Below are 14,546 nucleotides of genomic sequence, written 5' to 3' on the forward strand. Positions count from 1 at the left end.
ATAAAATTAGAAAATATAAGAAACAAATACAGGAAGAAAAGCTTTTTTGGGATCGAAAGCTCATCTATCAATATAATATGGCAGCCAATGCTATTACACTTCACAATATGTGGATACCGGAAAAAAAAGATGAGGAAATATACAATAAGTTTGGATTACAGTCTCCAAGCTCTCATAGGATTAAAAAGAATAAAATTTAAAGATTTTCCTTTATTTTATCTTTTAGGTATTGTAGATACAATAGAACCCCTAAAAGCCTTTGAAGATAGCGCGTTCGACTCTACATATGTTCTCAATAACCTGGACATCGAATTAACTTCGCGCTCTTTTACATAATAAGGTAGGTTCTGAATTGGCATTCTACAATTTCACAGATCAGCTTCGCTTTTTTGACAATTGGCTTGATCTTGATTACACGAAAACTGAAACCTCCTTCACCATTACATTTCACTAATTGGAGAATTGTTAGTACACAAATACTGAACATAAAAAAAATTCTTAGTTTAAAGTTTTTTATATCTTTATTTCCTATTTCCCAAGGTCCAAAGCTTCAAGTTTAGGTATTCGTAGGTATTCCAATACTAAAGCCAAATCATAATCGATACTATTTATTGTGTAATAATTTTGTCCCTCGTTAGGAAGATCATACCATTTTTTGTATTCATAATACCAACTTTGAAATAAATCAATTTTAGTAATAATTGTATTATCAATGTTATCAACAAAAAGCTTAGTAAAAAAGTCTCTATCGTCTTCTGATAGGTTATTATTAGTATTGATAATTTTGTAATATACCTCCAGTTCTTTATTAAAAAATGATAGTATTCGCGAATGATTACCTATACGACTAGTCGTTTCCACATTTATTAAAGAAATATTATTTACAGTTATTTTTTTTAGACTTTCATTATATAGACTTAAATAGGAATACTTAAATGAAAATTCTCCTAAATTTTCTATTTCCTCGATATTAAACCTTTTATTGGTATATTCCAACTGTTTATATATAAGCTCCATTACCCTAGTAAAATCACCATCTTTTTTATCATCTTTTATTTGCTTAGCTTGCATACGAATTACCTCTCTTTGAGCTTCATAAGTAACAAACACAAAAATAACTGTTAAAATATTAATTCCTAGTGAAATAAAAGCAATTACAGCATTAATACTGTTGTATCCGTTAATATCATCTATAATACCCTTCCAATGACAATAAACAGCTAAACCAATACCAAGAAAACCAAATAAAACTAAAAATACAAGTCGTAAATTTTGATTTTTAGTCTTTTTCTCAAAAATCTTTTCTTCCATAAATAATATAAGGTTAATTTGAAAATTTCACAAAGATAAGAATTTATTAAATTACAAAATTGATAATACTCTCACAACTTAAATAATTTTATTAAAAATACGGCTTACCACAGAACTAATGATATTTTTTATTAAATTTATACTGAAAATAAAACACTAAAATCTATTATACGAACGAAATATTTCTTTCAATAATCAAAAAAATGATAAAAACAAGAATCTCTCGCTTTAAAATAACAAAACTATTTGGATATCAAGATGTTGATATAGATTTCAATGACCGATATAAAATTTTAATTGGTGAAAACGGTTTAGGAAAAACGACAATTCTTAATGCACTATATTTTCTACTAGATAAAAAATTCAGGAAGTTAAATAATCTAAAATTTGAATCTATAGAACTAATTTTCAGTAATAAATCAAAAATTTCTTTCACAAAAAACGATTTAAATTTTTATATTAATGGTAGGAGTCAAAATCAAGAAAGTCATTTTTTTCAAATCCTGAAAGATAAAATAAAAAAAGACGATGTCGAAATCATGAAAAAAATTATTCTAAATAAGAATGAGGATGTACATAAACGTCTAGAAGTAACGCAATATTTAAAAAAAATTAACCTCAATATAGGAGCGCCTTCAAAATTTATTTATGAAAATATAAATAAATTCATTAGTGAATTTGAAGCAATAAATTTTCAAACTGTAATTGATACTTTAGATAATAATATTACGTCAAAAATATTATACTTCCCTACGTACAGAAGAATTGAATCACACTTCGAGAATTTAAATCCTCAACAGGTATCGCAACAAAGTATATTATTATGGGGAGACGAAGACCATAAAGACAATTCAAATTTTGATGATAATTTAAAATTTGGAATGCAAGATGTTAAAGCTAGAATCGAGTATTTAACTGAAGAAATCAGAGAAATGTCTCTCAAAGGATTTTCAAAAATTACTGGAGATTTATTAAGCCAGCTTTCAAATGAATTTAAAAACTATAAGCTTAAAAATAAATTTGACCAAAAAAAACTCCAAATCATTTTAGATAGGGTTGGACATTCTATAAACAATAATGATAAGCAGAATATCAAAGATTATATTCATTCCGGCAATAAGAGTAATAAAGGCTTATTATATTTAATCGACAAATTAATTGATCTTTACAATCAACAGGAAACCTTAGATGTTGCAATAAAGAAATTTGCAGACACTTGCAATATGTACTTGAATTTAAAAAGATTTATCTATGATGAAAGTTCAATCTCTTTGAAAATACAACGAGACTCATCCACAGATGAGATTGAATTAGAACAATTATCTTCTGGGGAAAAGCAAATTGTATCACTTTTTTCTAAAATTCATCTTGAATTAGATAAATCATTTATAATACTTTTTGATGAGCCAGAATTATCTCTTTCAATATATTGGCAACAGAGGCTACTTACTGACATCTTAGATTCTAATAAATGTAATTTTTTACTTACGGTAACTCACTCACCATTTATTTATGATAACGATATGCAGAATTATGCTTATGGTCTAACTGATTATATTAAATTCGATTAATGCAACCAAAAGAATTATTACAGCAGACACAATCTCCCCAGGTTGCATTTCATAGATTCATTCTTTTGCATCGTAAACATAAAACTGATTTATTTTGTTTTTTTGAAGGATCTGATTCTCAATATTATTTCCCCCGAATTAATAATTACAATGAAAACAATCATACAATTGTTTGTGGAAATAAGAAAAGTGTTTTAGAATCCTATGAAATTATTAAGAAGAAGTACCCTATTTATAAAACAGTTTTTTTTATAGATTCAGATTTTGATGATCCAATACAAAAAAAAGATTTGTACGTAACTTTTGGATATTCAATTGAAAATTTTTATTGCACTGTGGATGTTTTAAGCAGAATTTTAAAAAATGAATTTTTTTTAAAAATATCAGATAAGGAATATCTAGATGCAATAAATACGTTTAATAAAAGACAACAAGAATTTCATGATGCAACATCCTTATTTAATTTATGGTACTATTCCGCGAAATTGAAAGCAAGAAACAATTCAACTATTGTAAAAGCTTGTCTAAATGATATTTTTATTAAAGAATTTATTCAATTTAAATTTGATTCCATTACTTGGAACTATACGTTAAATGATATTAAAATAAAATTTCCAGAAGCAATCGATATTTCAGAAGAGGATTTAAATGCTAACAGAACTGATTTTTATAGTAAGGATCCAGTTTTCAGATTTAGAGGGAAATATCAATTTGAATTCATGTTGAAATTTATTAATTATTTGATTAATGATGCAAATAATGCCAAAACAATTTTAAAAAAGAAAACAAAATTTAAAATTGATACTGCAATTGCTTTATCACAGTTATCTCAATATGCGGAAACAACAAAATGCCTAAAAGACTTTTTAAATATTTGTGCATAAAAATAATAAGGGAGTGTAACTCAAACTGTGTCATTGGATAATTAACCTAATCCTAAAAGCCTCTATCTAGCTTGAGCCTATCTCCAAATTTAATATAAAGTTGAGATATCGTCAAGCCTCAGTTGTGCATTGGCATTGTCCACTTTTTAGAAATGTCCCTTATTATCAAGAACATCAACTTCATAAGAGCCTGCTCAGAACTGAATGCACCTTTAGTCTTCGTGATTTTACGTACCTGACGGTGCATTCCTTCAATAGGATTAAAAGTATAATGTAACTTGTATAAATAATTTAAAAATATATTGTGAAAAACTTAAATTTATTACAGGAATAAAAAAACTACCCTTAACTTTGTGTAATAAAAAAAACACTTTAAAACTTAAAGATTATCGACTCACGAATATCGACTTATTTATATCAATAATTTAGATGGCAAATAAAACAAGTAGGCCCTTAAATAATTTTGAACTGGTAGAACATTTCTTACAGAATGCTCTTTCAATCAATATTGAAGATGACAAAATGTACGAAATAGTTTGTCAGGTGGTTTCAACGGAGCTTAATATTGAAAATTTTGATGAATCTCTTATAAGCTTAAATAGCAAATCCTATAGAATTAATAAGTACAGGAAAGATTCTCAAAGACTACTCCTTCAAAAGCGAATTGTAGCGGAACTACTGATCGAAACAAGATTAGAGAACGATGAAGACATAGTACTTGGAAAGGGAGGAGCTTTTCCTTTAAAACCTGTGAAAACGGACCGTAATGCTTTTATAGTAATTGGTCTACCCGCATCAGGGAAATCAGGTATTTCCAATATTATTGCAGATGAATATGGTGCTATTATATTAGATTCAGATTATGCTAAAAGAAAATTACCTGAATTTTCTGCTCTACCTTTTGGTGCAACTTTGGTACATGAAGAATCAGATAAAATAATTTTTAGCAGTAATAATAAAGATTCTTTTAAATCATTATTTGAACATTGCATTGAAACTGGTGCTAATATAGTGCTACCAAAAATAGGGAGTAATTTGACAGGAATAATCACTTTAATTGAAATTTTGAAAAAATCAAACTATTTTGTACATTTAACATTAGTAGAACTAGATAGAGTTAAAGCATCTCAACGTGCTTTAACTCGATTTAATGAATCAAGAAGATATGTACCTTTAGGATTAATTTTTGACACTTATGCAAATAATCCAACAACAACGTTCTATAAGATTATCACTTATAATAACAGTGACCTAGAAAGTTATGGTTGTATTTCAACCGATGTAAAGAAAGATGAAAAACCTAAGAAAGTTCTTTTATATGGAAATAACCCTGCAAAACTATTTAAATAGATTAAGATATGAGAAATAAAAGAGAAAATAAAGAGGAAAGGAAAAATAAAGAACTATCTGAATATCCTGTTATATATTCTTATATATATGAACGTGAAATAGATGATATAAAACGACTTGCAGATCAAATAAAAACTATTAAAAGTAAAATAAAGGCATTACCCACTAATAATAAAACAATAATTCGTTATACAGTTGAAGATGGGAAAGTCGTCCCAGTTTACGAAGAATAATTACTATATCATTAACATTTTGAAGCAGTAAAGTACTACCAACCATTATTACCAACAATCGACTAGTTCATCGGATAAATTTTGGCTTTTCTAGATTGTTTAACATCGATAATAATACATTTTTCCATTTTTGCATTATTAGTATTGTCAAAATATTTCTGGTGAACTCTATTTCCTTCAACAAGAGACTCATGAAAATTACTCTCAGAAATATAAGTCATTTCCAAAAAAACTGAGAAATTATCAAATTTGACTCCTAAGTAAGAATGTTCCGGAACAATTATTATCTGGGGATTATATCCTAATTTCTCCAAACAACTAGCCATCAAAACTACCAAATCAATACAATTACCTCCACCATTTGCAACTGTATTGTCCGGAAGATGTACTTTTTGGTGAAGTGAAGTAAGACCTTTGTATAAACTAAATGTTTTAGATACATATTTCACTTTTGAAGAGATTACATCATAAAGTGCCTTTATTTCTTTCATAATGTTATCCGGTTCTTGTGACATTCCTTCTAAACCACCTACCGCTTCTACAGCTTCATTTATTAAACTTTCAATAGATACAGAATTAGGTGTTACCCACCGAGCAAGAAATGAATAAAAATAATATTTATATGCCTTTCCCAGATCCTCGCTATCGTATACAAAGGTTTCTTTTGGTAAGCAATTTAAGTTTTTTGACTCTTCATAGATTAATTCATTATCATAAAAAACCTCAACAAAAAACTGAACTGCTGTGTGCTCATTTAATTCAGATAATTTAGTTTCATTTAAAATCGGAAAAAGTGGTAAACTCAAAGTTTCTAAAGGTGATAAATAAATAGTTTCTACACATCTCTCAGATAAACTTTTGATTTCGAAAATAACTTTTATTTTTTTAATTTCCATGCTCATATTTGCTAAAATTAAGAGTATGGGTGAATATTTTCCTTTATAGACTTCTCGTAAGATATTAAAATAGGCCGATACAATATCATCTGAATTAAAAAGAACATTAATTGATATGTCAGACTTGTTTCTCAAAAAGAAGAAATAATCATTATATAAATATTCGTCATAGTGATAAGGACTAGATAAATCTAAAATATTATTTTTAACATATCCACCATGAAATTGATTTTTAAAATTTTCTTCTAAAGGTATTTCCCATAATCTATCAATTTTCTGCTCACCAAAAGTCTGTAGAGCCAAAAAAGAATCCTCACTTATAGAAAATGAACTAGATTTATTTAGAATAAACTTTTCTACAATCACTTTTTTGTATGGTAGGAAAAACCCTAAATACAATAATGATTTTTTTTCTTCTTTTACAACTATATCTGTATTATCGATCTGAAAGGATATTTTATAATCAAATTTTGTATTAAGCTCTGCCCAAAAAACATCATTTTTCTTGGATGCAAGCCTTCCTTCATTAACCACACCCGTCACGAAATTCGAATTAAATTCAGGTTTATCTCGCACATCAATTTTCTTCATCGAAGATTTTGAATATGGTAACCAAACGTTTAAACTGTAAGAGGTCTTAACTAATGACAAACTAGATTCCCCGTACTTGCTTTTGGATTCTACGAAATTACATGTGCTACCGACAGCAGTTGACATTATGATAAGTGGTGCAAGAATTTTATCATTTCTAATTATTACATTTGAAGTCGGGATTTTCCATCGATCTTTAATATAAACTTCATTTCCAAGCTCCCGATCTCCAGCTAATTTAAATTGAATTGATACTATAGCTTTATTAAAATCCAGAAGATCAATCTTTAATTCTTTTACAGTACAAGTAATAACATCAAATAAATTTGGTAAAAATAACGGAACCTCAAATTTTGTTGTTATCCCACTTGGTAACATCACTAACTCTGTTTTCTGTGAATTATAAGGAACATAATTTACAGATTCATTTGGAAAATATTCACATTCTGTATTGCAAAATGTCCAAGAACGTTTTTCTCCACAACACTTGCTGCAAATCAACTGTCCCGATGTCATACATCTCCTTTTACCTTTCACTTTTTGACATTCTGCACAATTACTTATCATAAAAATATTATTAGACCTTCGATGCTTAATTTGTTTGCTTTCTTGAAATTTCTGTAATCTTACCCTAAATAACTACACCCAAAACTAAAAAATTCCAATCAGATTTGCTATTGTTATCCTGTTGGAATGTGGGAAACTCGGAGAGTTTTCCATATTTCAATAGGAACTCTGTCGGAGTCAATTGTCCTAATGAGGAATGAGGCCTTATATTATTGTACATCCAAGCCCATGCATTTGCATATTTTCTAACCTCAGAAAGATTATCAAACATAAAATAATCTAGCACATCCTGTCTAAATGTTCGGTTGAATCGTTCAATTACAATTTATTGAAGTGTACTCATGATCTTAATTACTTTAGTATAACTGTTGCTCTGGTGTGAGTTCCCACCAATGAACAAGATTGGAAATCTCTAAGTTTCTCACATTTTCTAAATCAAACAGTTTTATTACTGAACATTGAGCTCTGGTCTTATGCTTATTAGCTCGATTTATGTAACCGTACTACTCGTGCTACAAATGCACCTCTTCAAACAATGGATAACCTTCTCAGCCATATCTTGTTTTTTTGAGTTAGGATAATCATTAGAAATACACATGGTTTTAAATGTCCTGTTTTGGAAATCCATACCAAAATCATGTAAGAAACGAAAACATTAAGATTAGTACTGTTACAACTGAACATATGACCAGGCTTGACAAAATTTTAAGTTACACTCTTCACCAAAGTCATATATTATTCATTTTGATCTATTCTGGCGTCTCCAGTCATAATAATGTAAGCCAATTATTAGTGTGTCCATCTTTAATTCATTAGTTTTTATAGAAAAAAAAGAATCCGCCAAAACTATTTTTATATTAATTTCACTCTTTTCACCTTTTTCGGAATTGGTAAATAAAACGATACAACATGCCAAAATTAAAATTCCAGATAATATATTTGCATATTTGAAAGAATTATAAGAATGTAATAAATTCGTTCCTTTTTCGTTATTTATATGCCTATTTCTTGGAATTGCAAAAAGCAAATCACGGACTTCTTCTGAAACAAAATCTGCTTGTTTTTCCTTAAAAATTAACACATTATTTGCTGATGGTCTTACATACTTGAAATCATTAATACTATAATTTTTAATAGCATTAATTATAGTTAGAATATAAAAAAAACAACAACTTAATAGACAAAATGTAATCAAAAACTTTATGATCAAATGAATACTCGACATTTTATCTATTATAAAAGGTAGAAATAATCCTAAAATTGAAAAGACTATCGCTGTTTGTGCTATTAGAGTAGATGTCTTATTCTCAATACTCTCTAATCGTTTTACTTCTTGATCTTCCAAACGTAATAAAAAATCTCTATGCTCCTTAATTTTATTAAGATCATCTTTTTCTTGATATTCAGTGGAACTATAAGTATCATTAATTTTAGGATCATGAACATAACCTATTCCAATATCTTTTCCCCAATCCCTAAAGATTTCATATAGCCTCATCGTAGTAAATAATTTATCAATGTGTCTGAAATTGGAAGCCCTGTTTCATTTTCTATCCACACCCACTGACCATTTGGATTTATCTCCAAAAAAGTATAAGTTCCATTAGGAGATAAAATTAAATCAATAGCACCAAAACAAAGTCCCATATCTTTAACTAAATTAATACATTTGATCTCCATTTCAAGAGGTAAATTAAACGGCGTAAAAGATAGTCTCTTCCTCCTCCAATCAACTTTAGTTTCATCATCAGTTTGAGAGTTTACTTGAGCTGAGAAAACAGAATCCCCTATAACTGTAGCTCTTATTTCAAGTGTTTTATCAATTTCCTTTTGAAAAATACAAGGAGTGATATCAAAATCAGAAAGGTTATTTATCTGTTTATGTGAAACGGTACTTGTAAAAATAAACTCAGCACTATCATTTTTATTAATACGAGTTTGTGAAAGCGGTTTAACAATTATTTTTTTATGTTTATTATAAAACTCAACAATTTCTTCTTTTTTTGAAGTAATTAAAGTTTCTGGTATATTAAATCCTAATTTATGCGCTATCCTTAACTGATACATTTTGTTCTCACTTTTATAGATAGAATTTGGATCACTAATCCATTTTGCATCAATTACTGAAAAAATATTTTTCAAAAATACATCAATCTCAGTTGTTATATACAGTCTATATTCTTCATCAATATTGCTTAAATCTGGTAGCATCGTTCTCCTAAACCACACAGACTGATAATCATCTACTCCCAAAAAATCGAAAGTGAAGTCTGGCTTGTATTTAAAGTCCCAACTGACATTAAGAACATCCTCACAATTAAATCGTCGATAAGGGATTTTTCGTTCATTAAGTATATTAATAACGTAATCAGCTGTGAAGTCTAATTTATGGGTTATAATTAAAATCATGCTTAATGAAAATCACTATCAGTTTGTTCCGTAATAGTCCTAGTCTGAGTGTTGGTACCCATTAACATAATAAAATTTAAACGATCGCGATCACTGTCGGTTGCTTCATTATTAACCAAAGTAACGGATTCTGTTCCCATTAAACGAGCAACAAAGTTATGATCAGAGTCAGTAGATTCATTATTAGTTTTTGTTAAGGTTTCAGTCGAAAGATCTAATGCTGAGATAGCCGGCAAACCCGTTTGTATATCAATACTTAAGTTTAAATTCTCATCATATGAGATCCCTGAATAGTCAACATTAGTTTCTAATGGAGCCTCTTTAAATTGAAGAATAAATGGTTTCATAATAAATTGTTTAAATCCGTTTCTTTCCTATACAATTATATTCGCCCAATGCTGTCGTCAATAAAGCTTCCTCTTTCCTTTGTTGCATTGAACATATTTATACTTTAATTGATATTAGTAGATCACGCCTTCGCTAATCTCTGTAAAATCTTTTTTATGGATTTAATACAGCAACTGCAATTTTAATTTTAAAATACTGAAATGATTACAACTAATTAGCCTCTATAATAATTATAGTATAATTTACTATAAAAGATAACTTAGATTCATGGCTTAAGATTCTCTTCTCAAAATCAACCACAATATACCGTGAAAATTAAAGATTAAAAAATAAAAAGTAAAATAGTTCTATTTTCCATTAAATCCCATCTATAACCTCTAATCTCCGATTAATCAGTTTCTGCACAGCTTCAGGTTTTAATTCTTCCGCCCTAAAACCTCGCTTATCCCTTGCGCAAGAAATACATGCTGTAGCATCCAGCTTGTTGCTATAGCCACATAAACATTCCCATACTTCTTTGCCCGAAGAAAACATGCCCTTTGATTCTTTAACGGTAACTACTTCTTGAAATAGCTGTACCAAGCCCTCTCCTTTCAATGTCTGTAGATAGGCAATATCTTGAGCGGAATACCAGTCTTTGTCTAATGAAAGCACTTGTAATGCTGCGTTTTTTGCCAATAAAGATCCTGCTAACAGTTTCGCCACTTGATCGTAATCGATAAGATTGGAACTGCTGATAGCTTTGCTAATGATCTTAAACTGCGCACCGGTTAAATCATCGGACAGTAACTGTCCATAGAGTATGGCTATAGCTTGATCTTTGTCCAGGAAATCAAAATAACGGAAAAGCGTGGCTTGACGGTCTTTGAATTCTTGATCCTCCCCTGTTTCATTCATCGCTTTGAATAGCAGGGGTACAAATTCGGTCAATCGGGATGTGGCTATAAACTCCGCTGTAGCATTGTCCATGGTATAGATACCGGTATAGCGTTCTATGATCAAGCTTGCTTTGACTTTGTTCTTAATAACTGATCCATCGATATCTCCACCTACCGCTTCTGCTTGTATATGTTTAACTTGATTGAGCAATACAGGAGTACCGATAGCGGTGATCATGAACATTTGCGTTCCTTTGCCCGAGAGCTCATCAATATTGACGCTGAAGCCTATAACGGCATCTGCCCGATAGCTACGTGCATTTTGCTTTAAAGACTCTACTACGCTCTTATATAGCTCCTGTAATTTGTTTTCATAATTGCGGGAGCGCCCACCGAAAAAGTCCACGAAGCTGGCTCCTATTTCACTCAAAGCATTGGCTCCAATAACAACTGTTGCTGATATGGGATCAAAATAACGCAGGACTTCTCTCCCCTCGATGGTATTCGTACTGGTAACGATCATGGTGTATGATGAATACTGTTTTAAAAGCCCGAAAATAAAGCTTCGGTTTGATTAAAAAATACGGGAAGCCGTAAGGATGGTATAAAACGTATAAAGCCATTCTTGACAGAATGGCTTTATGCGTTTTACCGATATGATTTATTTGATTTATTTCAGCTTTTCAATCTCTTCAATGGTAAGACCGGTAACTCTTTCAATTTGTTCTAAAGGTAAACCCATCGCTTCAATTGTTGCTTTTTTAGCTTCTTTTCAAACAAAAATTTTATATTATGTGAGTATTATATTAGTTTTTAGACAGATTGATCATTTTTTTATATATTAGTTTTACCAATACATGAATAAGTGACAAGGGTAATGAAAAGTTCTGTTTCACCAACATTGTTCTTGGCATTAATTTAAAACGGATCACAACAATAGACAATGTTTAATATTTTTAAAAAGAGAACCATTCTTCCTGAAGATTACTCAAACCTTATAGACGAAAAATCTTATGAAATCTTTCTGAAGAAATGTCTGTTAACACTTAAGGATCTAGGTTATAAAGTTGTAAGTTTTAACAATGGTGACATTGTATATGAAAAAGAAAACAGCATAGAAGCACATTTCTATTTAGACAACCTTCTAAGGAAATACATACAAGTAAATAATGAGGAACAAGATATTGTAATACAAACGCACTTCAGTAAATTAAAAGACCAATCAAAAGCATACACCTATCTTTACAAGGATTTTGATTATGCAAAGCAATTTCTTAAAATATTACTGAAAGCAGACGATATTTTACCCAACAATGAAGATTTCGTTTATCAAAAAAGCTATCCCAATTTATTGACATTTTTGGTCTTTGACTTTGAAGATCAATTTCATTATGTAGAAAAAAGTAAAGTATATCTTTGGGAAGTAGATGAAATCCAATTATTTGAAATTGCAAAAAATAACTTAAGAAAAGAAGAAATAGAAATTAAACAATACACATATGAAGATAAATACGATGTCTTTGTATTACTTAATGGCGACTTTTCAAGTTCATATACATTATTAATTGAACAAGATTTAGACTTCACTATTGGACAATTTGGAACTTTGATTGCTTTACCAACAAAAGGAACTGCATTTCTATATCCCATTTCAGAAGCTGATATCTTAGACGTTATCGTAACAATCTATCCGACAGTTGAACAATGTTTTGATGAAGACCCAGGTAATATAACTCTTGATTTCTTTTGGTATTTTAATGGAAACTATGAATGTTTCATAAAAGAAAAAAATGATGACGGGACAATGAGTATTAGTACACCAAAAAAACTAGCGAAATTATTGAATAATAATTAAGTTAAAATGCATTGACCAAAAATTGATCATTGGAATATAGATACAGATATAAATCTTCAGAGGATCGATTTATAGCACATTCAGCAATAGTAAATGGTGCAGATAATTACACTCATAAAAAACGGATAATGCTAGTATTCAAGACAACGTATCATTCACTGCTTTTACAGAAAATCATATTACAGCTGGTGATGATACAAATCTTTATTCCTACGATATTGTGTATTACACAATATAACTTTTAATATATGACTAACCGAAAATACTATATAGAATGAAAATATTTTTGTTTTTACTACTTACCATTACATTTCTAAGTAGTAACTTTTGTATTGCTCAATCTTATAGACTAAAAGAATTGACTATTAGCGGATTAAATAATTGTCACTCAGATTATTTTGAAAAAAATCAAGATTTAGATAGTTTAATTATTAACTACGACAAAAATGAACCTATAGAACTTTTTTTTAAATATGAAAATAAGAAAGCCGGACAAAATAAAAAATCCTACTTCTATTTAAAATTTCCAGGTGATTTATTCCTTTTAAAAAGAGACTATCCCAATTTAAAAGTACCAGATTATCCAATATATGACTTAAAAATAATTGATGAAAAATATGATGAAAAAAATGAACTTATAAACTACACAATAAGTGCAATACTAACAAAAGATAGTCTAAAATACATCCTAACAGAATGGTTGCATAAAGGAACAAAAGTTCAACGTGAACTTTCCAGTATCCCTTATGAAGGATTCAATGCTAGTTACAAAAAGGGTAACGCTGTCTTAGAAGAAAATTTAAATAGGGATATTCCTAGCATTAGAAATATAAATCAAGAAACTCATTATCTTTTTAAAGGTATAGTTGATGAGAAAGGGTATATAAATAATATCCAAATGTTAATGGGTAATGATCCGGTAGGCAACCAAATACTTCGTTCACTACAGCAGTCTGGACCTGTATGGCAACCAAGGATGCTAGGAGGTCGAATTGTGAAAAGCTATATTGAAATTTTTGCACAAGTCCAAAATGGCGCTTTAAAAGTATTTACCTGTGGTTATAATCGATAATCTCAACGTAGGGAGTTGTAAAGATCGAATAATGTAAACTGGCTTCCAGCTACTATAGATCGTGGACCTATAGAATCAAAAATTAGGATATATGCACTACTTAATAGTGATGGCATATACTACGCTCTTATGTAGCTCTTGTAATTTGTTTTCATAATTGCAGTAGCGCCCACCGAAAAATCCCGAAGTCATCTGCGAAGCAAACGCTACGAAGCTGGCTCCTATTTCACTCAAAGCATTGGCTCCAATAACAGCTGGTGCTGAAATGGGATCAAAATAACGAAGGACTTCTCTCCCCTTGATGGTATTGGTACTAGTAACGATCATGGTGTATGATGAATACTGTTTTAAAAACCCGAAAATAAAGGATCGCTTTGATTAAAAAATACGGGAAGCCGTAAGGATGGTATAAAACAAATAAAGCCATTCTTGACAGAATGGCTTTATTTGTTTATTTTACATGATATGAGATCTATTTCAGTTTTTCAATCTCGTCGATGGTAAGGCCTGTCGCTTTGGCAATCTGATGAGTAGACAAACCCATCTCTTTCAAATTCAAAGCTGTCTCAATGGCTTTTTTA

The 14,546-nt window shown here is 29.8% G+C and carries 15 protein-coding genes; 6 read left to right on the top strand and 9 right to left on the bottom strand.

Annotated features, from left to right (window positions below; genetic code table 11):
• Positions 1-528: 528 nt before the first annotated feature.
• Positions 529-1,311, bottom strand: coding sequence for a hypothetical protein (locus M2265_RS04950; RefSeq protein ID WP_132767300.1), 783 nt, complete (start codon positions 1,309-1,311; stop codon positions 529-531).
• Positions 1,312-1,514: 203 nt separating this feature from the next.
• On the opposite strand from M2265_RS04950, the gene M2265_RS04955 reads away from it, so the two are divergent.
• The gene (locus tag M2265_RS04955; RefSeq protein WP_132767298.1) at positions 1,515-2,882 is read left to right on the top strand and encodes an AAA family ATPase; all 1,368 of its coding nucleotides are present in this window, start codon (positions 1,515-1,517) and stop codon (positions 2,880-2,882) included.
• A complete protein-coding gene (locus M2265_RS04960; RefSeq protein WP_132767297.1) occupies positions 2,882-3,766 on the top strand; it encodes a DUF4435 domain-containing protein in 885 nt (294 codons plus the stop codon). Before M2265_RS04955 ends, M2265_RS04960 begins: the two co-directional genes overlap by 1 nt.
• A 118-nt stretch (positions 3,767-3,884) precedes the next feature.
• Here the strand turns inward: M2265_RS04960 and M2265_RS04965 are convergent, their stop codons facing one another.
• On the bottom strand, positions 3,885-4,067 hold the full coding sequence (locus tag M2265_RS04965) for a transposase (protein ID WP_262708411.1): 183 nt from the start codon (positions 4,065-4,067) through the stop codon (positions 3,885-3,887).
• A gap of 128 nt (positions 4,068-4,195) precedes the next feature.
• Here M2265_RS04965 and M2265_RS04970 point away from each other — a divergent pair, with 128 nt between their 5' ends.
• Together M2265_RS04970 and M2265_RS04975 are read left to right on the top strand one after the other, a co-directional pair.
• On the top strand, positions 4,196-5,116 hold the full coding sequence (locus M2265_RS04970; protein ID WP_132767295.1) for a zeta toxin family protein: 921 nt from the start codon (positions 4,196-4,198) through the stop codon (positions 5,114-5,116).
• 8 nt (positions 5,117-5,124) lie between these two features.
• On the top strand, positions 5,125-5,349 hold the full coding sequence (locus M2265_RS04975; protein WP_132767294.1) for a hypothetical protein: 225 nt from the start codon (positions 5,125-5,127) through the stop codon (positions 5,347-5,349).
• 62 nt (positions 5,350-5,411) lie between these two features.
• Here the strand turns inward: M2265_RS04975 and M2265_RS04980 are convergent, their stop codons facing one another.
• The 6 genes from M2265_RS04980 to M2265_RS05005 all read right to left on the bottom strand — a co-directional run bounded on the left by M2265_RS04980 (position 5,412) and on the right by M2265_RS05005 (position 11,561).
• A complete protein-coding gene (locus M2265_RS04980) occupies positions 5,412-7,403 on the bottom strand; it encodes a hypothetical protein (RefSeq protein WP_165905804.1) in 1,992 nt (663 codons plus the stop codon).
• A 64-nt stretch (positions 7,404-7,467) separates the two neighbouring features.
• Entirely contained in the window at positions 7,468-7,728 is a 261-nt protein-coding gene (locus M2265_RS04985) for an integrase core domain-containing protein (RefSeq protein WP_132767290.1), read from the bottom strand.
• Positions 7,729-8,142: 414 nt separating this feature from the next.
• Positions 8,143-8,901, bottom strand: coding sequence for a hypothetical protein (locus tag M2265_RS04990; protein WP_132767289.1), 759 nt, complete (start codon positions 8,899-8,901; stop codon positions 8,143-8,145).
• Positions 8,898-9,812, bottom strand: coding sequence for a hypothetical protein (locus tag M2265_RS04995; protein ID WP_132767287.1), 915 nt, complete (start codon positions 9,810-9,812; stop codon positions 8,898-8,900). Before M2265_RS04995 ends, M2265_RS04990 begins: the two co-directional genes overlap by 4 nt.
• A gap of 2 nt (positions 9,813-9,814) precedes the next feature.
• Positions 9,815-10,159, bottom strand: a complete 345-nt coding sequence (locus M2265_RS05000) for a hypothetical protein (RefSeq protein WP_132767285.1) — start codon at positions 10,157-10,159, stop codon at positions 9,815-9,817.
• 358 nt (positions 10,160-10,517) lie between these two features.
• On the bottom strand, positions 10,518-11,561 hold the full coding sequence (locus M2265_RS05005; RefSeq protein WP_132767284.1) for a heavy metal-binding domain-containing protein: 1,044 nt from the start codon (positions 11,559-11,561) through the stop codon (positions 10,518-10,520).
• A 420-nt stretch (positions 11,562-11,981) separates the two neighbouring features.
• On the opposite strand from M2265_RS05005, the gene M2265_RS05010 reads away from it, so the two are divergent.
• Both M2265_RS05010 and M2265_RS05015 read left to right on the top strand, forming a co-directional pair.
• The gene (locus M2265_RS05010; RefSeq protein ID WP_132767282.1) at positions 11,982-12,893 is read left to right on the top strand and encodes a hypothetical protein; all 912 of its coding nucleotides are present in this window, start codon (positions 11,982-11,984) and stop codon (positions 12,891-12,893) included.
• Between the two features lie 274 nt (positions 12,894-13,167).
• Positions 13,168-13,965 carry a hypothetical protein gene (locus tag M2265_RS05015; RefSeq protein WP_132767280.1) on the top strand — a complete coding sequence of 266 codons (798 nt, stop codon included), beginning with the start codon at positions 13,168-13,170 and terminating at the stop codon, positions 13,963-13,965.
• 96 nt (positions 13,966-14,061) lie between these two features.
• Here the strand turns inward: M2265_RS05015 and M2265_RS05020 are convergent, their stop codons facing one another.
• Positions 14,062-14,292: a heavy metal-binding domain-containing protein gene (locus M2265_RS05020; RefSeq protein WP_132767278.1), complete on the bottom strand. Its 231-nt coding sequence runs from the start codon at positions 14,290-14,292 to the stop codon at positions 14,062-14,064.
• Positions 14,293-14,546 lie beyond the last annotated feature (254 nt).

It is taken from the genome of Sphingobacterium kitahiroshimense, from assembly GCF_025961315.1.
Lineage (GTDB): Bacteria > Bacteroidota > Bacteroidia > Sphingobacteriales > Sphingobacteriaceae > Sphingobacterium > Sphingobacterium anhuiense.